18 protein-coding genes are annotated in these 21159 nt (G+C 70.7%); 14 read left to right on the top strand and 4 right to left on the bottom strand.

Going from position 1 to position 21159, the window contains the following annotated elements:
* Nucleotides 1-125: 125 nt before the first annotated feature.
* Entirely contained in the window at nucleotides 126-1016 is an 891-nt protein-coding gene (locus tag ACFVXE_RS26230) for an RNA polymerase sigma factor SigF (protein ID WP_389674656.1), read from the bottom strand.
* A 460-nt stretch (nucleotides 1017-1476) separates the two neighbouring features.
* Here ACFVXE_RS26230 and ACFVXE_RS26225 point away from each other — a divergent pair, with 460 nt between their 5' ends.
* From ACFVXE_RS26225 to ACFVXE_RS26215, 3 genes are all read left to right on the top strand, one after another.
* Nucleotides 1477-2961, top strand: a complete 1485-nt coding sequence (locus tag ACFVXE_RS26225) for an SDR family NAD(P)-dependent oxidoreductase (RefSeq protein WP_389674655.1) — start codon at nucleotides 1477-1479, stop codon at nucleotides 2959-2961.
* A 357-nt stretch (nucleotides 2962-3318) separates the two neighbouring features.
* A complete protein-coding gene (locus ACFVXE_RS26220; protein ID WP_389674653.1) occupies nucleotides 3319-3492 on the top strand; it encodes a hypothetical protein in 174 nt (57 codons plus the stop codon).
* 310 nt (nucleotides 3493-3802) lie between these two features.
* Entirely contained in the window at nucleotides 3803-6163 is a 2361-nt protein-coding gene (locus tag ACFVXE_RS26215) for an alpha-L-fucosidase (RefSeq protein WP_389674652.1), read from the top strand.
* On the opposite strand, the gene ACFVXE_RS26210 is transcribed toward ACFVXE_RS26215, so the two are convergent.
* Together ACFVXE_RS26210 and ACFVXE_RS26205 are read right to left on the bottom strand one after the other, a co-directional pair.
* On the bottom strand, nucleotides 6141-7577 hold the full coding sequence (locus tag ACFVXE_RS26210) for a lipase maturation factor family protein (protein ID WP_389674650.1): 1437 nt from the start codon (nucleotides 7575-7577) through the stop codon (nucleotides 6141-6143). The genes ACFVXE_RS26215 and ACFVXE_RS26210 overlap by 23 nt on opposite strands.
* Nucleotides 7578-7614: 37 nt before the next feature.
* On the bottom strand, nucleotides 7615-8124 hold the full coding sequence (locus tag ACFVXE_RS26205) for a DUF1990 family protein (protein WP_389674648.1): 510 nt from the start codon (nucleotides 8122-8124) through the stop codon (nucleotides 7615-7617).
* A gap of 338 nt (nucleotides 8125-8462) precedes the next feature.
* Here ACFVXE_RS26205 and ACFVXE_RS26200 point away from each other — a divergent pair, with 338 nt between their 5' ends.
* From ACFVXE_RS26200 to ACFVXE_RS26170, 7 genes are all read left to right on the top strand, one after another.
* Entirely contained in the window at nucleotides 8463-9518 is a 1056-nt protein-coding gene (locus ACFVXE_RS26200) for a chitinase (RefSeq protein ID WP_389674647.1), read from the top strand.
* A gap of 142 nt (nucleotides 9519-9660) precedes the next feature.
* Entirely contained in the window at nucleotides 9661-11727 is a 2067-nt protein-coding gene (locus ACFVXE_RS26195; protein ID WP_389674645.1) for a SpoIIE family protein phosphatase, read from the top strand.
* Nucleotides 11728-11890: 163 nt separating this feature from the next.
* Complete coding sequence (locus ACFVXE_RS26190) at nucleotides 11891-13300, top strand: wax ester/triacylglycerol synthase family O-acyltransferase (protein WP_389674643.1); 1410 nt, start codon at nucleotides 11891-11893, stop codon at nucleotides 13298-13300.
* A 124-nt stretch (nucleotides 13301-13424) separates the two neighbouring features.
* A complete protein-coding gene (locus ACFVXE_RS26185) occupies nucleotides 13425-14414 on the top strand; it encodes an aldo/keto reductase (RefSeq protein WP_389674641.1) in 990 nt (329 codons plus the stop codon).
* Entirely contained in the window at nucleotides 14411-14722 is a 312-nt protein-coding gene (locus ACFVXE_RS26180) for an L-rhamnose mutarotase (protein ID WP_389674639.1), read from the top strand. Before ACFVXE_RS26185 ends, ACFVXE_RS26180 begins: the two co-directional genes overlap by 4 nt.
* A gap of 1 nt (nucleotide 14723) precedes the next feature.
* A complete protein-coding gene (locus ACFVXE_RS26175; RefSeq protein WP_389674638.1) occupies nucleotides 14724-15578 on the top strand; it encodes an amidohydrolase family protein in 855 nt (284 codons plus the stop codon).
* Nucleotides 15579-15621: 43 nt separating this feature from the next.
* A complete protein-coding gene (locus ACFVXE_RS26170) occupies nucleotides 15622-16482 on the top strand; it encodes an Fpg/Nei family DNA glycosylase (RefSeq protein WP_389674636.1) in 861 nt (286 codons plus the stop codon).
* Nucleotides 16483-16488: 6 nt separating this feature from the next.
* Here the strand turns inward: ACFVXE_RS26170 and ACFVXE_RS26165 are convergent, their stop codons facing one another.
* Nucleotides 16489-17154, bottom strand: coding sequence for an anti-sigma factor family protein (locus ACFVXE_RS26165; RefSeq protein WP_389674634.1), 666 nt, complete (start codon nucleotides 17152-17154; stop codon nucleotides 16489-16491).
* A 72-nt stretch (nucleotides 17155-17226) separates the two neighbouring features.
* On the opposite strand from ACFVXE_RS26165, the gene ACFVXE_RS26160 reads away from it, so the two are divergent.
* The 4 genes from ACFVXE_RS26160 (at nucleotide 17227) to ACFVXE_RS26145 (ending at nucleotide 21143) form a co-directional block, all read left to right on the top strand.
* Nucleotides 17227-17979, top strand: coding sequence for a LytR/AlgR family response regulator transcription factor (locus ACFVXE_RS26160; RefSeq protein WP_389674632.1), 753 nt, complete (start codon nucleotides 17227-17229; stop codon nucleotides 17977-17979).
* 63 nt (nucleotides 17980-18042) lie between these two features.
* Complete coding sequence (locus tag ACFVXE_RS26155) at nucleotides 18043-18405, top strand: hypothetical protein (protein WP_389674630.1); 363 nt, start codon at nucleotides 18043-18045, stop codon at nucleotides 18403-18405.
* Nucleotides 18402-19883 (top strand): cation acetate symporter, encoded by a 1482-nt coding sequence (locus tag ACFVXE_RS26150; RefSeq protein ID WP_389674629.1) that lies wholly within the window; start codon nucleotides 18402-18404, stop codon nucleotides 19881-19883. Before ACFVXE_RS26155 ends, ACFVXE_RS26150 begins: the two co-directional genes overlap by 4 nt.
* A 30-nt stretch (nucleotides 19884-19913) precedes the next feature.
* Nucleotides 19914-21143 carry a sensor histidine kinase gene (locus ACFVXE_RS26145; protein ID WP_389674627.1) on the top strand — a complete coding sequence of 410 codons (1230 nt, stop codon included), beginning with the start codon at nucleotides 19914-19916 and terminating at the stop codon, nucleotides 21141-21143.
* Nucleotides 21144-21159: the final 16 nt, after the last annotated feature.

Raw genomic sequence — 21159 nt, 5'->3', positions numbered from 1 at the left:
GCTTCCGGCCGTCCGCGCAGGTGCGTCGGCGGCTGCCGCTGCATCACGCAGGCGATGCGTGGCCGCTTCGAGCGGAGGAGAGAGGAGATCCGTGGCGGCGCGCGCTCCGGACGTCCGTGCCGCGGTCAGGCCTCCACGGACATTCCGGCGCGCAGCTGCTGGACGATGCGAGCCAGCAGCCGCGAGACGTGCATCTGCGAGACACCGAGCTCGGCACCGATCTGGGACTGCGTCATCTCCTGCCCGAACCGCATCTGCACGATCCGCCGCTCGCGGTCGTCCAGCTTCTCCAGCAGCGGTGCCAGCGCATGGAGATTCTCCACCGCCTCCATGCCCGGGTCGGTCTCACCGAGCAGTTCGGCGTACGACCGCTGGTCCTTGCTGGACTCCGTGTCGGCCGAGGGGGTGTCCAGGGAACCGGCGGAGTAACCGTTGGCGGCGACGAGCCCCTCGATGACCTCCTCCTCCGGAAGGTCGAGATGCGCGGCCAGCTCCTTGACGGTGGGGTCGCGGTCCAGCTCGGTCGAGAGCTGCTCCTTCGCCTTCGCGAGGTCGACACGCAGCTCCTGGAGCCGGCGCGGCACATGCACCGACCAGGTGGTGTCGCGGAAGAAGCGCTTGATCTCGCCCACGATGTACGGCACGGCGAAGGTGGCGAACTCCACGTCACGGGAGAGGTCGAACCTGTCGATCGCCTTGATCAGGCCGATGGTGCCGACCTGAATGATGTCCTCGGTGTCGTCACCCGCCCGGTTGCGGAACCGCGACGCGGCGAAGCGCACCAGCGAGAGGTTCATCTCGATGAGGGTGTTGCGCGCGTACTGGTACTCGTGCGTTCCCTCCTCGAGGACCTGGAGCTTGTCGAGGAACAGCTTGGAGAGCTGCCGCGCGTCCTTCGGGGCGACCTTTCCGGTGTCCTCGATCCAGGGCAGTTCGGCATCCCCGGCGCCGGTGAGCGTACCGGTCTGCTGGTGCAGTGTTCCTGCTCCGCTGATCTGCTCCGACGCGGTCACCATGTCGTCGCCCTCCCTGTTCGTTCGTTGGATGTATCGAGACGCGTCTGCCCCGCTTCCCGCGAGTGATGCGCGAAGATCCGGATTTTTTTCTTCCGCTCGGTCACAGTGGATGCTCTGCCCTGATATGTGCGTTTCGTCTCGTCCGCTGGGGCTCATCAGGGACGCTTCCGACGGGCCTGGACCGGCGCGAGCCCGGTCCTCGCAGGGGTGGCGGCCCGACAGGTCGCCCCGGGCCCGTGACGCCTCCCGCGCGTCCCGCCGTACCGCTGTGCTGACCCGGATGGAGCAGCGCGGCGGACATGGCAGACTTGAGCGGGGCATTCGGCCCGAAGTGCGGCGGCTTCGCGCAAGCCCGCAGCCGGGCCTCAACACCGTGGATGCCAGTCCTCGTGAGCCCACTGCGGCAACGCGCCCGGGGCCGCTGGGAGAACCCGGCGGCATGACTGACAGAGGAACGGCAATGACGGTGACAGAGGACAGCCCGGAGTTCGCTCCCGGTATCGAGGAGTTCGGTCCCGGTATCGACCCGGAGCGGCTGGCCGTCTGCCTCAGCGTGCTCGACGAACTCGACACCATCGACGTCGACCACCCGGACGCCATCGCCGTGCGCCGGGCCACCGCCGGTGTCTACCGGACCGTGAAGCAGCGCCGTCGCCAGGAGCGCCGGGCCGCGAAGACCGCGCACGACAAGGCGGTCACCGAGGCCACCGCCACGGGCTCGGCCGATCGCATCGACGACGAGACCCAGGGCGTCCTGCCGTCGTCCTCGGCCGGTGCCGAGATCGCCGGGATACTCCAGCGGCCCCGCTCGTGCTACATCTGCAAGACCCGGTACGTCGAGGTCGACGCCTTCTACCACCAGCTCTGCCAGCAGTGCGCCAAGGAGAACCGGACCCGCCGTGACGCGCGGACCGACCTCACCGGGCGCCGGGCACTGCTCACCGGCGGCCGCGCCAAGATCGGTATGTACATCGCGCTGCGGCTGCTGCGCGACGGCGCGCACACCACCATCACCACCCGCTTCCCCAACGACGCGATCCGACGCTTCAAGGCGATGCCGGACAGCGACGAGTGGATCCACCGGCTGAAGATCGTGGGTATCGATCTGCGCGACCCCGCGCAGGTCGTCGCGCTCGCGGACTCGGTCGCCGCCGAGGGCCCGCTGGACATCCTGATCAACAACGCCGCGCAGACGGTACGCCGCTCCCCGCAGGCCTACAGCGAGCTGCTGGGCGCCGAGTCCGCCCCGCTGCCCGCGGGCGAGCTCCCCGCCGCCGAGGTCATCGGTACCTTCGGCAGCGGCTCCGTCGACCGTGTCGCCGCCCTGCCGGCCGCCCGCAAGGAGGGGCTGAGCGCGCAGGACGTCACCGATCTCGCCCTGGTCACCGGCTCCGCCTCGCTGGAGCGGATCGCCGCGGGCACCGCCATCGACGCGGGAGGTCTCGTACCGGACCTGCACCACACCAACAGCTGGATCCAGACGGTCGAAGAGGTCGAACCGATCGAGCTCCTCGAGGTCCAGCTCTGCAACTCCACGGCGCCGTTCATCCTGATCAGCCGGCTCCGCCCGGCGATGGCCGCGACGGCCGCCCGGCGTGCCTACGTGGTCAACGTCTCGGCGATGGAGGGCGTGTTCGGCCGGGGCTACAAGGGTGCGGGCCACCCGCACACCAACATGGCCAAGGCCGCGCTCAACATGCTCACCCGCACCAGTGCCCAGGAGATGTTCGAGAAGGACGGCATTCTGATGACCGCCGTCGACACCGGCTGGATCACCGACGAGCGCCCGCACCCCGACAAGATCCGCCTCGCCGAGGAGGGCTTCCACGCCCCGCTCGACCTGGTCGACGGCGCCGCCCGGGTCTACGACCCGATCGTGCGCGGCGAAGCGGGCGAGGATCTGTTCGGCTGCTTCCTGAAGGACTACGCACCGGCCGGCTGGTAGACCCGCAGGCCGGCAGCGTGCAGGCCGGTGGACTCCCCGGCCTGCACAGTCGCGGGCCGGGGATGAACAGGTGCGTAGATCGGTTCGCTGTCCGAAAGTGACCTGGTACACACGTCCCATCGAGCGGGGACGCGCTCATTTGGTTACTCTGGTGTGAACGGACGCCACCAAGGGATCCACAAAGGTCCCTCGGCCGTCCTGGGACAGGTCTGTAACCAGGCCGCCGTTCCGCCCATGTACCCGGCGCCACCGCGACCGAACTGTTCCTGCCCCTGCCCTTGGTGGGCAGTCGATTCCCGGTAATGAGGCCGGAGCGTCGGCGACGCCCCGGGGTTACGCGACACAAAGGAGTGCGCGGTGACACCAGAACTGACGAAGGACGAGAAGCGACCGGCTGAGGGACACGGGGAGCGGGCCCGCCGGCCCGAGAAGCTCCGGAACCTCGAAGTCTGGGCCAGATCGGCACCGATCCGACTGGCCGGCTACGAGGACGACCTCGCCGAGCCGCACATCCTGCCCGGCATCGACTGATCGCCCGGCCCGACCCACGCGGCCCGATCTCTCGCCACGGCCCGTCAGTCCTGAGCCCCGGCCCTCCGCCCCTGCGGAGGGTCGGGGCTCAGGCATGTGCCGGACCCACGGCCGCCCCGCTGCTCGGGCGCGCGCGGGCTCCACTTCGGACCGGCCGGGGTGACTGCCCTTTCCGGCCGGTTGCTCCCTGCCCGGAAAGGGCAGTCCACTCCGAATCACCCCAGTCATCCGATGGCTGTGTGGAACGTGTTTCGTTCTGTCTGGAAGATTGCATTGACAGGTCCCCGCCATGCTCCAATCATCGGATGTCATGACCGAACTTCCCAGACGCCATGTACTCGGAATGACGGCAGGGGCGGCAGTCGGCGCCGCCCTGGTCACCCCAGCCACCGCCGATGCGGCCACCCGACCCGGAGCCGCTCCCACCCGGCCTGACGTCCACGGCAGCGACTGGGGCGCCGTCCCCGCCGCCGTTCCCGTGCCCCTGGACAACTGGTTCGACAACGACGGCATCGACACCGCAGAGGCCCGCGGCGGAGACTTCGACGGATCCGGCTACACCTTCCCCGGTGAGGAACTCCCGGCCGGGGAGAGGGAGATCGACGGCACCACGTTCCTCTTCCCGGCCGCTGCGGCGGGTGCCGGGAACAACGTCGTCGCCCTCGGCCAGCGCATCGACCTCCCGTCCGGCCGTTTTCTGTCCGCGCTCTTCCTCACCGCGTGCAGCTACGGCGCCGCCTCCGGCAAGGTCACCGTCCACTACGCGGACGGCACCACGTCGACGCCCACGCTCAGCGGCCCGGACTGGTACTCCGGCAGCGGAGCCGTCACCGCCGCGTACCGCTACACGCCCGACGGCGACAAGGACGCACACCAGGTCTCCATCGCCGTCTCCGAGATCGCGCTCGACCCGGCCAGGGAAGCCGTCGCTCTCACGCTTCCCACCACCCAGCCCGCCGAGGCCGACAAGTCGTCCCTGCACATCTTCGCGCTGTCGCTCCAGCCGGCCGCCGAGGGGCGGGCGCTGACCCTGCGCGACGCGCGCTCCACCACCTCGCTGCTGGACTCCGGCGCACAGAGCGTCGAAGCCACCGTGGTCAACGCCGGAACCGTCGCGGTCCTGGCCGCCGACCGACTCAGCGTCTCGGTGGACGTCCCCGGCGCCCGGACCGTCGAACCCGCCAGGATCACCCGGCTCGCCCCCGGCGACCAGGCCCGCGTGCGCATCGGCATCCGCAGCGGGCCGGGCACGGCACCCGGCGCCGCGCGGGAGGGCAACGTTGTCGCCCGCGGCCGCGGACAGCAGGCGGCCACGGTCAGGCGCTCGCTCACCCTGGGGGTCCCCGACTACCTGCCCACCGACGACTCCCTGAGCAGCCATCAGGCGCCCTACTGGTTCCAGGAAGCGAAGTTCGGGATCTTCATCCACTGGGGGGTGTACTCGGTGCCCGCCTGGGCGCCGGTCGGCACCCAGTACGCCGAGTGGTACTGGAACCAGATGCAGGACCCCGGCAACCCGACCCACGCCCACCACCGCGACACATACGGTGAGTCCTTCAACTACGACGACTTCATCCCGCAGTTCCGTGCGGAGCACTTCGACCCCCGCTCCTGGGTGGAGCTGTTCCGCGACGCGGGCGCGCAGTACCACGTCCTCACCTCGAAGCACCACGAGGGCTTCGCGCTGTGGGACACCAAGCTCTCCGACCGCAACGCGGTGAAGATGGGTCCGCGCCGCGATCTCGTCAAGGAACTCTTCGACGCCTCGCGCCGCTACACCCCGGAACTGCACCGCGGGCTGTACTTCTCGATGCCCGAGTGGTTCAACCCCGACCGCCCGTGGATGGGTCACGCCCCGCGCAATCCGTACACGCTGGAGCCCGTCCCGTACACCGGGTACACGGCGGGCAAGGACTACGTCACGGAGTTCCAGGGTCCGCAGATGCTGGAACTGGTCCACGGGTACGACCCCGAGATCCTCTGGTGCGACATCGGCGGGGACAACGACAGCCACCGGGTGCTGGCCGAGTACTTCAACAACGCCAAGAACCGGGCGCGGCCCATCGGCGTCACGGTCAACAACCGATCCGGGATCGGACCGCACGACTTCACGACGCCCGAGTACACGACGTACGACCAGATCGTCACCGCGAAATGGGAGTCCAGCCGCGGTCTCGATCCGTTCTCCTACGGGTACAACGCCCAGACCCCCGACGAGAAGTACATGACGGCCGAGGAGATCGTGCACTCGCTCGTCGACATCGTCTCCAAGAACGGCAACTTCCTGCTCGACATCGGGCCGAAGGCCGACGGCACGATCCCCGGCATCATGCAGCGCCGGCTGCGCGAGACGGGGGAGTGGCTGAAGACCAACGGCGAGGCGATCTACGGCAGTACGTACTGGTCACGGATGCCGCAGCTCGGCGAGGACCTGCGGTTCACGGTCCGGCCGGACAAGGCCTTCTACATCCATTCGCTGGCCCGGCCCGGAGCGACGCTCACCGTCGAGGCCCCGGTGCCGATCCGCAGCGGCGACCGCGTCACCCTCCTCGGGTACGACCGGCCGCTCTCCTGGCGCACCACCGGCGGCTCGCTGGTGATCGACGTACCGGCGGCGGCCCGCAGGACCGGCAAGCACGCCTGGGTCTTCAAGGTCGCCTGGTCGGACTGAGGAACGAGGGGCCGAGGGAGACGGGCCGGATGAATTCCCGCACGTAGGTGCGGTGCCACCAGCGCCCGGTGGCCCGCAGTTCGCGCCAGGTGGTGTACCGGTAGCGGTACACCCTGGCGCGGACATGCGTGGGCGGGGTGTCGGGGAACGGGTTGTGGCGCAGCAGCCGCAGGGTGTCCCGGTCGTTCTCCAGCAGCCGCTCCACGAAGGGCCCGAACCAGGAACGGGCGTAAGCGGGGGAGAGCGCCGCGAACCACATCAGCCAGTCCAGCCGCAGATGGTACGGGGCGAACTGCCGTGGCATCCGGTGCGGGTCCCCCGGCTTGCCGCGGAAGCCGTACTCCTGCCAGACCGTCCCCTCGTGCAGCACCCGCTCGTCCGTGCCTTCCACCGCGACCTCCAGCCGGACCCGGCTGATGCTGCCGAACGCACCGTACGTATTGACGAGATGGAGTGGGTCGAACGAGCGGTTCATCACCTGGCGGCGGGAGATCAGGTTGCGCGCCGGACGGTAGCTGAGCACCGCGACCAGCACGGTGACGGCGATGACCAGCACCTCGTACCAGAGCGGTGGCGCCTGCTGCGCCGGCGGCGCCACGACCGGCGACCAGTCGATCGCGGACAGCGCGAGGACGATGGTCAGCCAGTTCAGCCAGGCGAAGTTCCCGGACAGCACCAGCCACAGCTGGGTGACGATCATCAGGGCCGCGGCGGCGCTCGAAACGGGCTGCGGGGCGAAGAGCAGCACCGGGACGAGAAGTTGGGTGACGTGGTTGGCCGCCACCTCCGCGCGGTGCACCGGCCGCGGCAGCCGGTGGAAGAACCAGCTCAGCGGTCCCGGCATCGGCTGGGTCTCGTGGTGGAAGTACAGGCAGGTCAGCTTGCGCCAGCACTCGTCGCCGCGGATCTTGATCAGCCCGGCGCCGAACTCGACCCGGAACAGCACCCAGCGCAGGAGCCACAGGACGAGCACCGGTGGAGCCGTATGCGCGTTGCCGAGAAAGACGGCGAGGAAGCCGGTCTCCAGGAGCAGCGACTCCCAGCCGAAGCCGTACCAGACCTGGCCGACCTGGACGATCGACAGATACAGCGCCCAGGGCAGCAGCCACAGGAGCATCGCCGCCCAGAGCGGGACGTACGAGTCCACGCCCGCGATGAGTGCGGCCGCGAGGGCGCAGCCGGTCCAGCAGACAACGGCGAAGAAACGGTCGGAGTAGTGGAGCCGGAAGAGACCGGGGGCCGTCCGCCAGTCCGTGCGGCGCACGAATTCGGGAACGGGCAGCATCCCGCGTTCGCCGATCAGCGCCCGGAACTGGAGGGCGGCGGCGAGGAACGCGACCAGATACATGCCGGCGAGAGCCCGCTGGAAGATCAGCCGACTCAGCCAGTAACCGTCTGCGGTGAACCACTCCATCGTCTCCAGTATCGGCGCTGCGGAGCCGCTGGGCGCTTCACCCCGCCGAGGCGATCCGGCGCAGTGCGCTTCCCAGCCGGCGCGCGTAGAGCCGCTGCGCGAACGGGACGAGCGGACCGGCGAGCCGGGCGTACCAGCAGGCCGGTCGCGAGAAGGCGAGCACGGTGAACCAGACCGTCCCGTCGTCCGCCAGCTCCACCACGAAACTCTCCTCACCGCACTCCGGGTGCCGGGAGAGGGTTCCGTACGCGAAGCCGATGCGGTCCCTGTCGTACGCGGTCCAGATCACCTCGCAGAGCGCGGTGAAGCGCAACGGGCCGAGGCCGATCGCCACCCGCACGGCGGTGCCCGCCTCCGCGCGGACCGTCGACGCCCGGATCCGGGTGCCGGCCGTGCGGTGCATGCTCCAGTCGGTGACGGCGGCGCCCGCCGACTCGAAGGCGACCCGGCCACGGCCCACCGCGACCCTGTGGTGGAGATGGTGGTAGCCGTCGGGGAGCGGGCCGAGCCGGGTGGCTCCGACCTCCGGGTAGCTGAGGGCGCTCATACCGTCCTGCCTCCTTGACCGGTCATCACGGGCGCGGCGCGCCCATCATCCTGAACGTGTTCAACCGTCTCTCCGTGTCCCGACTCTATGGACTTTTCTGAACGCGTTCAAGGCGATCGGCGCGACGGCGCGGCCGGGGTGCCCTTGCGGTCGGTGCGGGGCGGGATCCCTGCGGTGAGACAGACGCCCCGCTCGCCGGAGGATCAGCCTCCGCCTCGGTGGTCCAGACCTATTGACGCAAGGTCTGGACCATTTTACGGTGGCGTCATTGTCAGGTTCATGGCATCGATGGCTCTCGCCGGCGCGGTGACGGTCGGCCACGACGGAAGGGAACAGTCATGTTCGGTCGGACATCGCGTCTGCTCGGAATCGGCCTGGCGGCTGCGTGCCTCGTGCAGACGCTGGTTGCCGCGGGCCCGAGCGCGGCGGCGCAGGACGAGACCTGTGCCGTCAAGTCGAGGCCCGCGGGCAAGGTGCTCCAGGGCTACTGGGAGAACTGGGACGGGTCCTCGAACGGTGTCCATCCTCCGCTCGGATGGATACCGGTCACCGACGCCCGGATTCCCGCCCACGGCTACAACGTGATCAACGCGGCCTTCCCGGTCATCCGGTCGGACGGCACCGTCCTGTGGGAGGACGGTATGGACTCGACGGTCAAGGTTCCGACCCCGGCCGAGATGTGCCAGGCCAAGGCGTCGGGTCTGACCACCCTGATGTCCATCGGCGGTGCCGCGGCCGGGATCGACCTCGGTTCTAGCGCCGTCGCCGACCGCTTCGTCGACACGCTCGTGCCGATCCTGCAGAAGTACAACTTCGACGGCATCGACATCGACATCGAGACCGGCCTCACCGGCAGTGGCGACATCAACCAACTGTCGGCCTCGCAGGCCAACCTCATCCGTATCATCGACGGCGTGCTCGCCCGGATGCCCTCGAACTTCGGGCTGACGATGGCGCCCGAGACCGCCTATGTCACCGGTGGCAGCGTGACGTACGGCTCGATCTGGGGTGCCTACCTGCCCATCGTGAAGAAGTACGCAGACAACGGCAGGCTCTGGTGGCTGAACATGCAGTACTACAACGGCAGCATGTTCGGGTGCTCCGGTGATTCGTACTCCGCCGGAACGGTCGAGGGGTTCACCGCGCAGACCGACTGCCTGGACAAGGGGCTGGTCGTCCAGGGGACCACGGTCAGGGTGCCGTACGACAAGCAGGTCCCCGGGCTGCCCGCTCAGCCGGGCGCCGGGGGCGGCTACCTGGCGCCGGACCTCGTCTCGCAGGCCTGGAACCACTACGGCGGCGGACTGAAGGGCCTGATGACCTGGTCGCTCAACTGGGACGGGTCGAAGGGGTGGACGTTCGGCGACAACGTCAAGTCGCTCCAGGGCCGCTGAGAACGGCCGACCGGCAGCTCCGGCCCCGTGGTGCGAGCCGCGGGGCCGGACCGCGTACGGGGGTCCGTGACAGGCGCTCCGCCCCGCCGTACGACGGATGTGATCATTCGAGTAATCGGACAAATGATGGCAGCATGGCCCCATGGATGATCGGGCAGCGGCTGCCCTGTCACTCCCGGACGAATGGCCCGCCCACCCGGATCTCAGCCTCGCCCTGAACCGTATGGGCAGCTTCGACTGGGACCTCGACAGCGGGCTCATGCACATGGACCAGACCGCGCTCGATGTTTTCGACCTGCGGGCCGACGAATACGACGACCGGCCGGGGACTCTCGGACTGCGCGTGCCGTCGGACGAGAGCGGACGCCTCGATGCCTTGGTCTCGGCCGCGCTCAAGAGCGGGGAGAGCAACTACGGCGCGTACTTCCGCATCCTCCGGCGTGACGGCACCATGCGATGGACCCACACCCAGGGCTTCATCCGCCGCGACGAGACCGGCCGCCCCCGCCGGATCATCGGCATAGTCCGGGACGCCACCCAGGAGCTGGCCGACTCCACCGTCCGCCGTGAGCAGGACGAGGAGCGGCGCGGGCGCACCACCCTGGTGGAGGGGGCCACCGCCGCCCTGGCCCACGCCCGCACCGTCAAGGACGTCACCGACGTGCTCAAGAACTCCCAGGGTGTGGCCCTCCTGGGAGCCACCAGCCTCGTCATGGGGCTGACCGAGGCGGGGCGCATCCATCTGGTGGCGGACGGACCCGAAGGGTCGTACGTGCCGGGCACCCGGTACACCCGCACGGACGAGCCGTATCCGATGAGCGAAGTCGTCCGTACCCTCGCGCCCCGCTTCATCGAGTCCGCCGAGGATTTCGCCACCTCGTACCCGATCCTGTGGCCGCACATCAGCGACCTGGGCATCACCGCCGCGGCCTATCTGCCGCTGATCGCCCAGGCCCGGCCCATCGGGGCCCTCGGACTGCTCTACAGCGACAAGGACGGCTTCACCGGCGACGAACGCAATCTGCTGATCGCGCTGGGCAGCTCGATCGCCCAGAGCCTGCAGCGGGCCATGCTCTACGAGCAGGAGCACGATCTCGCCGAGGGTCTCCAGCAGGCCATGCTGCCGCGCCGGATACCCGAGGTGCCGGGCGCGCAGATCGCTGTCCGGTACCGCTCGGCCAGCCTGGGGCGGGACATCGGGGGCGACTGGTACGACGTCATTCCGTTGCCCGGCGGCCGGGTGGGGGCGGTCATAGGTGACGTGCAGGGGCACGACACGGACGCGGCGGCGGTCATGGGGCAGCTGCGCATCGTCCTGCGCGCCTACGCCGCGGAAGGACACAGCCCCGCGACCGTCATGGCGCGGGCGTCCGTCTTCCTCCACGAACTCGACACCGACCGCTTCGCGACCTGTATCTACGCCGAGGTCGATCTGACGACCGGAGTGGTGCAGCTGGTCCGGGCGGGTCACGTCGAGCCGCTGGTGCGTGACACCGACGGCAGCTGCCGCAGGCTGCCGGACGAGGGAGGGCTGCCGCTGGGGCTCTCGGCCGAGTTCGGCCGGCTGGAATACCCGGTGAGCACCGTCGAGCTGGATCCAGGCCAGACGATGGTGCTCTACACCGACGGCCTGGTGGAGCTGCCGGGCGCCGATCTCGACGAGGGCATGCAGCGGCTCATGTCGATGGTCAGGAACGGGTCGCCGGACATCCAGAAACTGGCCGACCAGTTGTGCGAACGGGTCGACGAGCAGGGCGGCGAGGACGATGTGGCCGTTCTGCTGCTGCGCCGGAAGGCGGCCCATGCGCCGCAGCCGGGCGGCCGGCTCCAGCAGCACGTCGCGCAGAACGACCCGGAGGCGCTGATCTCGTCCCGGCACATGATCCGGGCGGCGGTGCGGGCCTGGGGCGCGAAGGAGCGCGCGGACGAGGTCGAGCTCGCGGCGGACGAGCTGATCACCAACGCTCTGATGCACACCGACGGAGGGGCGATCGTCACCATCCGGGTGCTCACCGGCCCCGAGCGCCGGCTGCGGGTCGATGTGGAGGACCGGTCGAGCGCGCTGCCGCGGCCCCGCGATGCGGGGGACTCCGGGGTGTCGGGGCGTGGGCTGATGCTGGTGGACCGGCTGGCGGACGCGTGGGGGGTGGAGTCCCGCGGCAGCGGTAAGTGCGTGTGGTGCGAGTTCATCATTCCGGAACGTGCGTGACCGCGCGGGCCGATCGCCGGCGCGGACGAATCCCGTACAGAATACCGGACAGTAACAGAACGTAACATGTCTGTACTTGACCGTAACCGATCGCGGGCGATTGACTGCGGTGGCGGCAGTCGTTGACTCCGGCAGTCTTTGTCTTCGATGACATGAGGATCCGTTGGGCACTGAGCTACTGACACCTCTCGATCTGGCCTTCTGGCACCTCGAATCCGACGCCCATCCCATGCACCTCGGCGCGCTGGCCGTCTTCTCCCCGGCCCCCGCCCCGGCGCCGGGTGTCACCGCGGAGGCCGTGGTGGAGCTGCTCGGCACCCGCGCAGCCGCGATCCCCCGGCTGCGGATGCGCGTACGCGACGTCCTGCTGCCGGTCGGCGGCGCCGCCTGGTCGGCCGACGCGGACTTCGACGTGTACCGGCATGTCCAGCGGGTGCAGCTGCCCGCGGACGAAGCGGACGCGGGGGACGACGGCTTCATGGCGGGTGCCACCCGGCTCGCCGGTGAGCTGATGGAGCAGCCTCTCGAACGGGGGCTGCCGCCCTGGCAGATGTACGTCATCAGCGGCGCCGGTAACGGCCCCTTCGCGGTGCTCGTCAAGCTGCACCACGCGCTGGCCGACGGGATGCGGGCGGTCGCCATCGGCGCCGGCATCTTCGACGAGATCGCCTCCGTCGGAGCCCGCGCCCGCAGTGGGGCGGGCTCCCGCCGGGTGCGTCCGGTTCCGCCCCGCTCCTGGATGCCGGGGCCGCGCCAGGTGGCCGGGTTCGCGCTGGGCCGCATCGAGGACCTCTCGCGGGCGTTCGGCGTCGGAGCCTCGGTCGTACGGGCCAGCCGGCTCGATCTGCGGGGCGCCCCCTCCCTCGCCGCGACCTCCAGCGGGACGCGTCGCCTGGCCACCGCCGACCTCGACGCCGAGGCCGTCCGCCGGATCCGCCGGTTCGCGGGCGGCACCACCAACGACGTCCTGATCGGTGTCGTCGCCGGAGCGCTCCGCCGCTGGATGCTGGAGCGCGGCGAGCAGCTGCCGGGCGCCGACCCGCGCGCCCTCGTGCCCGTCTCCCGGCGCAGGCCCGGCGCGGGAGCCGCCCACGGGAACCGTCTGTCCGCCTACCTGCTCGGGCTTCCCGTTTCCGAGTCCGATCCCTGGCGGCGGCTGCGTGCCGTCCGTACCGCGATGGACCGCAACAAGGCCGCCGGGCCGCTGCGGGGAGCGGGCGCCGTCGCGGTGCTCGCCGATCAACTGCCTTCGCTCGCGCACCGCTTCGGCGCTCCGCTGGCCGGCAGTGCGGCCCGGATGCTCTTCGACGTGCTGGTCACCAGCGTGCCCCTGCCGCGGTCGGCGCTCTCGCTGGGCGGATGCCCGCTGCGCGCCGTCTATCCGATGGCGCCGCTGGCCCGCGGGCAGTCCCTGGCCATCGCACTGTCCACGTACGGTGGCCAGGTGCAGATCGGGCTGGTGGCCGACGGCAAGGCGGTCCCGGACCTGGAGCGGCTGGCCCGCTGCGCCGAGGACGAGCTGCGTGAGCTGCTCGCGCTGCTGCCGATCGTTCGGCCTTCGCGACGCTCCTGATAGATCGGACAGATATCCGTGCAATCCCGGTAGTTCGTGTCGGCAGAGGTGTTGACGCGCCCAAGTGATCCGATGAATATTCGTTGTGCGGGAAACAACGATCATCGGTGAGGGCGGCAGCGACATGCAGCGAAACAGGCTGGGAACCAGTACGGTCGAGGTGACCGAGCTGTCCTTCGGGGCGGCCGCCATCGGCAACCTCTTCCGTGAGGTCGACCCCGCCCGGGCCGCCGCCGCCGTGGACGCGGCCTGGGACGAGGGCGTGCGCTACTTCGACACGGCACCGCATTACGGGCTCGGCCTCTCCGAACGCCGGCTCGGCGCGGCCCTGCGGCACAGGCCGCGCGACGCCTACGTGATCTCCACCAAGGTCGGCCGGCTGCTGGATCCCCTCCCGGTCGGCACGATCGCCCCGGACGACGGCCTCTCCGAAGGGTTCGCCGTGCCCGCCACCCACCGCCGCCGCTGGGACTTCAGCGCCGACGGGGTGCGCCGCAGCATCGAGGACAGCCTCGAACGGCTGGGTCTCGACCGCATCGACATCGCCTATCTGCACGACCCGGACGACCACGCCGAAGCGGCCTTCCGCGAGGCCTACCCGGCCCTGGAGAAGCTGCGCGCCGAAGGCGTCGTCGGAGCCATCGGCGCGGGCATGAACCAGACCGCGATGCTCACCCGGTTCCTCCGCGAGACCGACGTCGACACCGTGCTCTGCGCCGGACGCCACACCCTCCTCGACCAGTCCGCCCTCGTCGACCTGCTGCCCGAGGCGGCGGCGCGCGGCCGCAGCGTCGTCGTCGGCGGAGTCTTCAATTCCGGGCTGCTCGCCGACCCGCGCCCCGGCGCCACGTACGACTACGCCGCGGCCCCGCCGGCCCTCCTGGACCGGGCGCTGCGGATCAAGGCCGTCGCAGGGAACCACGGCGTACCGCTGCGCGCCGCCGCGCTGCGGTACCCGCTCGCCCATCCCGCCGTCGCCACCGTGCTCGTCGGCGCCCGCTCCGCGGACGAGATGCGTGACGCGGCCGGTCTGCTCACCCGCGACATCCCCGACGCCCTCTGGGACGAACTGCGTGCCGAGGGCCTGCTCACCGAGGACGGACACCGACGATGAGGATCGCCCTGCACACCAAGGTCCGTGCCGACCGCATCGACGCGTACGAGGCAGCGCACCGCGACGTCCCCGCCGAGCTCACCACGGCGATCCGCGCGGCGGGCGCCACCGCCTGGACGATCTGGCGCAGCGGCACCGACCTCTTCCACGTCATCGAGTGCGAGGACTACGCCCGGCTGCTCGCCGAACTGGAGCAGCTCCCGGTAAACGTCGCCTGGCAGGCCCGGATGGACCAACTCCTCGACGTGGCCCACGACTACTCGTCGGACGGCGCCGAAGCGGGCCTCCCCGTCGCCTGGGAGCTGTGAGATGACCGGCCGGGAACGGATCGTCGACGCACACCACCACGTGTGGGACCTGGCGGTGCGCGACCAGGAGTGGATCATCGGCGAGGAACTGGCCCCGCTCCGGCGCACCTTCACCCTTGCCGACCTGGAACCCGAGGCGCGGGCCGCCGGGGTGTACGCCACCGTCCTCGTCCAGACCGTGACCGTCCCCGAGGAGACCCCCGAGTTCCTCGCCCTCGCCGACGGCGACGACCTCGTGGCGGGCGTCGTCGGCTGGACCGACCTCACCGCGCCCGACGTCGCCGACACCCTTGCCGCGCTGCGCGAACTACCCGGTGGCGACCGGCTCGTCGCCATCCGCCACCAGGTCCAGGAAGAGCCCGACCCCGAATGGCTGCTGCGCCCCGACGTCCGGCGCGGACTGTCCGCCGTGGCCGCCGCGGGACTCGTCTACGACCTGGTCGTCCGGCCCCACCAACTGGCCGCCGCGGTGGGGGCCGCCGACCTGCTGCCGCAACTGACCTTCGTACTCGACCATGCGGGCAAGCCGCCCATCGCCACCGGGAGCCTCCGCCCGTGGGCGGACGACGTCACGGCGCTGGCCGCCCGCCCCAACACCGTCTGCAAACTCTCCGGCCTGGTCACCGAGGCCGACCCGCACTCCTGGACGGTCGACGACCTGCGCCCGTACGCCGGCACGGTCCTCGAAGCCTTCGGACCCGACCGGCTGATGTTCGGCTCCGACTGGCCGGTCTGCCGGCTCGCGGCGGGCTACGCCGATGTCGTGGACGCAGCCCGCAGCCTCATCGCAGGGCTGAGCGCCGACGAGCGGCAGGCCGTCCTCGCGACGACCGCCGAGCGGACGTACGGCCTCTGACCGGCGGTGGCAGCGGGCGGGTGGCTGCGGCATCCTGGGATCCATGCCCGAACTACCGGAGGTCGAGGCGCTGCGGGGCTTTCTCGACGAGCATCTGACCGGCAAGGAGATCGCCCGCGTCCTGCCGCTCGCCGTCAGCGTGCTCAAGACGTACGACCCGCCGCTCACCGCCCTGGAGGGCGCCACGGTCACCGGCGTCGCCCGGCACGGCAAGTTCCTGGACATCGAGGCCGGTCCGTTGCATCTGGTCACCCATCTCGCCCGGGCGGGCTGGCTGCACTGGAAGGACAGCTTTCCCGCTGTCGCGCCACGCCCGGGCAGGGGCCCGCTCGCGCTGCGCACCGTGCTCACCGGTGGCGACGGCTTCGACCTCACCGAGGCGGGCACCACCAAGCGGCTCGCCGTGTATCTGGTCCGCGACCCGGCCGAGGTGCCCGGCATCGCCCGGCTCGGGCCCGATCCGCTCGACGACTCCTTCGACCGGGACGCGTTCGCCGCGCTGCTCACCGGAGAACGCCGCCGGATCAAGGGCGCCCTGCGCGACCAGTCCCTGATCGCGGGCATCGGCAACGCCTACAGCGACGAGATCCTGCACGCCGCGAAGATGTCACCGTTCTCCCTCACCGCGAACCTCACCGACGACGAGATCACCCGGCTGCACACCGCTCTGCGCACCACGCTCCGCGACGCCGTCGCACGGACCGGCAAGGTGGCGGCCGGGAAGCTCAAGGCGGAGAAGAAGAGCGGACTGCGCGTCCACGGACGGACCGGTGAACCCTGCCCGGTCTGCGGGGACACCGTCCGGGAGGTCTCGTACAGCGACTCCTCGCTCCAGTACTGCCCCACCTGCCAGACCGGCGGCAGGCCACTGGCCGACCGCCGCCTGTCCAGACTCCTCAAGTAGGGGGTGTCAGCGGGTGAGCGCCAGCAACCGCCGCCCGTCCGCAGCCCGCACCTCGAACCGGTCGATGGCCGCCGGGCGCAGCGCGGCCCCGCCGTGCATGGTCGGCGGCCGGTCGCCCCGTCCCCGCACCGACCAGGTGGTGACGGTCTCCTCGCTGCCGTCCCGCCCGACCGCGACCAGGGCGCACACCCCCGGCTCCGGTACCCGCGCCACCTCCAGGCCGACGTCCGTCCCCCAATCCTTCGCTCCTGCGGTCACCACCGCCGTCATCCCCGTGGAGGGGTCCGCCGCAGCCCACCGTTCCGTCCGCACCGCAGCGGGTCCGCCCGCCCCACTCGATCCGCCGGCCACGACGAACGGCCCGCCCACCGCGAGGACGACCGCAACCGCCACCAGTGCCAGCCGCTTCCTTCGGCTGCTGCGCCGTGCCGACAGCACCGCGGCCACCGCCCGACGCACCGGTTCGGGCCCCACCCGCACAACCGGATCCACTCCCGGAGGCGTCCGACGCGCGTAGTCCGCGAGCACGGCCGTCACCGCCCGGAACTCTGCCGCCCGGATCTCGCACAGCGGGCACTGCGCCAGATGCTCCTCGAAGCGGAAGGCATCGGCAGCACCGAGCACGCCCAGTGCATAGGCGCCGACATGGCGATGAGGTTCCGGGGTGCGCATGCATTCTGGTACGGACCGCACCGGTGAATCACTCAAGCCGGAACCGCCGGACACGCTCTACACTCCGGCCTCATGCTGCGTGTACTCGCCGTCGACGACGAAGCACCCGCCCTGGAGGAGCTGCTCTACCTCCTGCGCGCCGATTCCCGCATCCGCAGTGCCGAGGGCGCCACCGGGGCCACCGAGGCACTCCGCCGGATCGGCGCCGCCGTCGACGCAGGTCCCGACGATCCGTCCGCCATCGACGTGGTCTTCCTCGACATCCACATGGCGGGTCTCACCGGGCTCGACGTCGCCCAATTGCTGGCCGGGTTCGCCGCGCCCCCGCTCATCGTGTTCGTCACCGCCCACGAGGGGTTCGCCGTCCACGCCTTCGATCTGAAGGCCGTCGACTACGTCCTCAAGCCCGTCCGCCGCGAACGCCTCTCCGAAGCCGTCCGCCGCGTCGCCGAACAGGTCGGCGACCGCACCGCCCCCGTCCACGACACCGCGGCCGACCAGATACCCGTCGAACTCGGCGGCGTGACCCGGTTCATCCCGGTCGACGACATCGCGTACGCCGAGGCGCAGGGCGACTACGCCCGGCTGCACACCGCCCAGGGCAGTCACCTCGTCCGGATCCCCCTCACCGCGCTGGAGGAGCGCTGGCGCTCGCGCGGTTTCGTGCGCATCCACCGCCGTCATCTCGTCTCCCTCGACCGGATCGACGAACTGCGGCTCGACGCGGGCAGCATGAGCGTGCGGGTGGGTACCGCGGAGCTCGCGGTGAGCCGCCGCCACAGCCGCGCGCTGCGCGATCTGCTCATGCGGCAGACCCGTCGCTGACCAGGGCCTACCCGGGTTCGATCCCTTCCCACGGAGGCGCCCGGCTGCGTACACTCCGGGCCCATGTCCGCAGAGTCGACGCCCCGGCGCGAAGTGGTGACGGGGGAGCCCCGGCGGGTGCGTCCGCTGCCCCGCTACCGCACCTTGTCGGAGATCGACGAGCAGACCGCGCTCGGCGGTGCCTATGTCCGCTCGCTGATGCGCAGCCAACTGCGCGCCGGACTCACCGCGTTCACCGTCCTCGCCGTGGTCGTCGGCACGCTGCCGCTGGTCTTCGCCGCGCTGGACAGCGCCGCTGTCGTCTGGGCGGTGCTCGGATTCGCCGCCTATCCGCCGCTGACCCTGATCGGCTGGTGGTACGTGCGGCGCGCCGAACGCAATGAGCGCGACTTCGCCCGGCTCGTGGAAGGCCGCCCCGCGCAGTGACCCGGACCTACGCGGTGGCGGCCGTCGCCGCCGTGGTGCTCACCACCGTGCTGGTCGGCGGCTTCGGGCTGCGCATCTCGCGTACCACCTCGGACTTCTACGTCGCCTCCCGCACCGTGCGCCCTCGGCTCAACGCCGCCGCGATCAGCGGTGAGTACCTCTCCGCCGCCTCCTTCCTCGGCATCGCGGGACTGGTGCTCGTGCACGGCCCCGACATGCTCTGGTATCCGGTCGGCTACACCGCCGGCTATCTGGTGCTGCTGGTCTTCGTCGCCGCACCGCTCCGCCGCTCCGGGGCGTACACCCTGCCGGACTTCGCCGAGGGCCGGCTCGAATCGCGGCAGGTGCGCAGGATGGTGAGCGTTCTCGTCGTCGGGGCGGGCTGGCTCTACCTCGTACCCCAGCTCCAGGGCGCAGGACTCACCTTGAAGATCCTCACCGGTGCGCCCGGGTGGCTCGGCGACGTACTCGTCGCGTCCGTCGTCGTGGTCGCCGTCGCCGCAGGCGGCATGCGGTCCATCACCTTCGTCCAGGTCTTCCAGTACTGGCTGAAGCTGACCGCGCTGCTCGTACCCGCGATCTTCCTGGTGCTCGCCTGGCAGAGCGACGGGCGGCCGCGTGTCACTTTCGACGAGCGGCTCTCCGTCTTCCGCGCCGACCATCCGCTGTACGCGACCTACGGGCTGATCATCGCCACGTTCCTCGGCACGATGGGGCTGCCGCACGTCGTCGTCCGCTTCTACACCAGCCCGAACGGCCGCGACGCCCGCCGTACCACCGTCGCCGTCCTCGCCCTGATCGGCGTCTTCTATCTGCTGCCGCCCGTCTACGGCGCGCTGGGCAGGCTCTACGCCCCCGAGCTGATCCACGGCGGGGACGCGGACGCCGCCGTGCTGCTGCTGCCGGGTCAGGCCGTCGGCGGGCTCGGCGGGGAACTGCTCGGCGCGCTCATCGCCGGCGGTGCCTTCGCCGCGTTCCTGTCGACCGCCTCCGGGCTCACCATGGCCGTCGCCGGAGTCATCACCCAGGATGTCCTGCCGTCACGAGGGGTAAGGCACTTCAGGCTGGCGACCGTCCTGGCCATGTGTGTCCCGCTGGCCGGTTCGCTGATGGTCAGCCGGGTGCCGGTGGCCGACTCGGTGGGCATGGCCTTCGCCGTATCGGCGTCCTCCTTCTGTCCGTTGCTGGTCCTCGGTATCTGGTGGCGGCGGCTCACCCCGCCGGGCGCGATCGCCGGACTGGTGCTCGGTGGCGGCTCCGCGTTCCTGTCCGTCGCCATCACCGTCAGCGGCGCGGTACGGCCGCCCGGCTGGCCGCACACGCTGCTCGCCTGGCCGGCCGTCTGGTCGGTGCCGGTCGGCTTCCTCGCGATGGTCCTGGTCTCGCTCGCCACGCCTGCCCGGATACCTGCCGGCACCAACGCGGCGATGACCCGTTTCCATCTGCCGGAAGCGCTGATGCCCGGGAGACACCGATGACGAAGAGACACCGATGACCGGGGGACACCGATGAGCGGCCCCGTGTACGCCGTACTCGTCCTGCTGGTGATCCTGCTGCTCTCGGCGGGCTTCCTGATCGGCCGCCGGACCGCCCGCCCCGTGCGTACCAGTGATGTCGGCACCCCCGTCGAGCACGCCACCTTCGAGACCCTGCACACCGCTTCGCTGGCCGCGCCCCCGCTGCGCGCCGGACTGACCGAGGAGAGCGCCCGCAAGTCCGCCCGACGGCTGCGCTCCCTGCTCGGCACCGACGCGCTCTGCCTCACCGACCGGGAACGGGTGCTCGTCTGGGACGGTGAAGGCGACCATCACGGCAGCCATGTCATGGACCGGGTGCGGGGCGTACTCGACGGTGGCCGGAACACCGCCTTCCACAGCGACTGCGAGGACCTGGACTGCCCGCTGCGCTGGGCCGTCGCGGTGCCGTTGACCGTCGACCACCGGGTTCTCGGCACCCTGATCGCCTACGCCCCGCGCGAGTCCGCGGTGCTGGCCCGGGCGGCCGGAGAGGTGGCCCGCTGGGTCTGCGTACAGCTGGAACTCGCCGAACTCGACCGGTCCCGCACCCAGCTCATCGAGGCCGAGATCAGGGCCCTGCGTGCCCAGATCTCCCCGCACTTCATCTTCAACTCCCTCGCCGCAATCGCCTCGTTCGTCCGGACCGACCCCGAGCAGGCGCGTGAACTCCTGCTGGAGTTCGCCGACTTCACCCGGTATTCCTTCCGCAGCCACGGCGACTTCACCACCCTCGCCGACGAGCTGCACTCCATAGACCAGTATCTGGCTCTCGTACGGGCCCGGTTCGGCGAACGGCTCGCGGTCACCCTCCAGGTCGCCCCCGAAGTGCTGCCCGTGGCGCTGCCGTTCCTCTGCCTCCAGCCGCTGGTGGAGAACGCCGTCAAGCACGGCCTCGAAGGCGCGGTCACCCTTCCCCGCGCCCCGGGGCCGGACCGAGCGGGGGAGACCCCGCTCCGTATCACCATCAGCGCCCTGGACGCGGGATCGGAGGCCGAGGTCGTCATCGAGGACGACGGCGCCGGAATGGACCCGGAACGGCTGCGGAACATCCTGCGCGGCGAGGGCGGTTCCTCCACCGGCATCGGTCTGCTCAACGTCGACGAGCGGCTGCGCCAGGTCTACGGCGACGACTACGGGCTCGTCATCGAGACGGGCATCGGTGCCGGGATGAGGATCACGGTACGCCTGCCGAAGTACCGCGCCGGGGTGCACGGCTCATAACCGGCGGACACCGGCC

This window comes from Streptomyces sp. NPDC058231, assembly GCF_042882275.1.
Classification (GTDB): domain Bacteria; phylum Actinomycetota; class Actinomycetes; order Streptomycetales; family Streptomycetaceae; genus Streptomyces.
The sequence above is the reverse complement of the archived record's forward strand: the minus strand, read 5'-3'. Positions and strand labels throughout refer to the sequence as shown.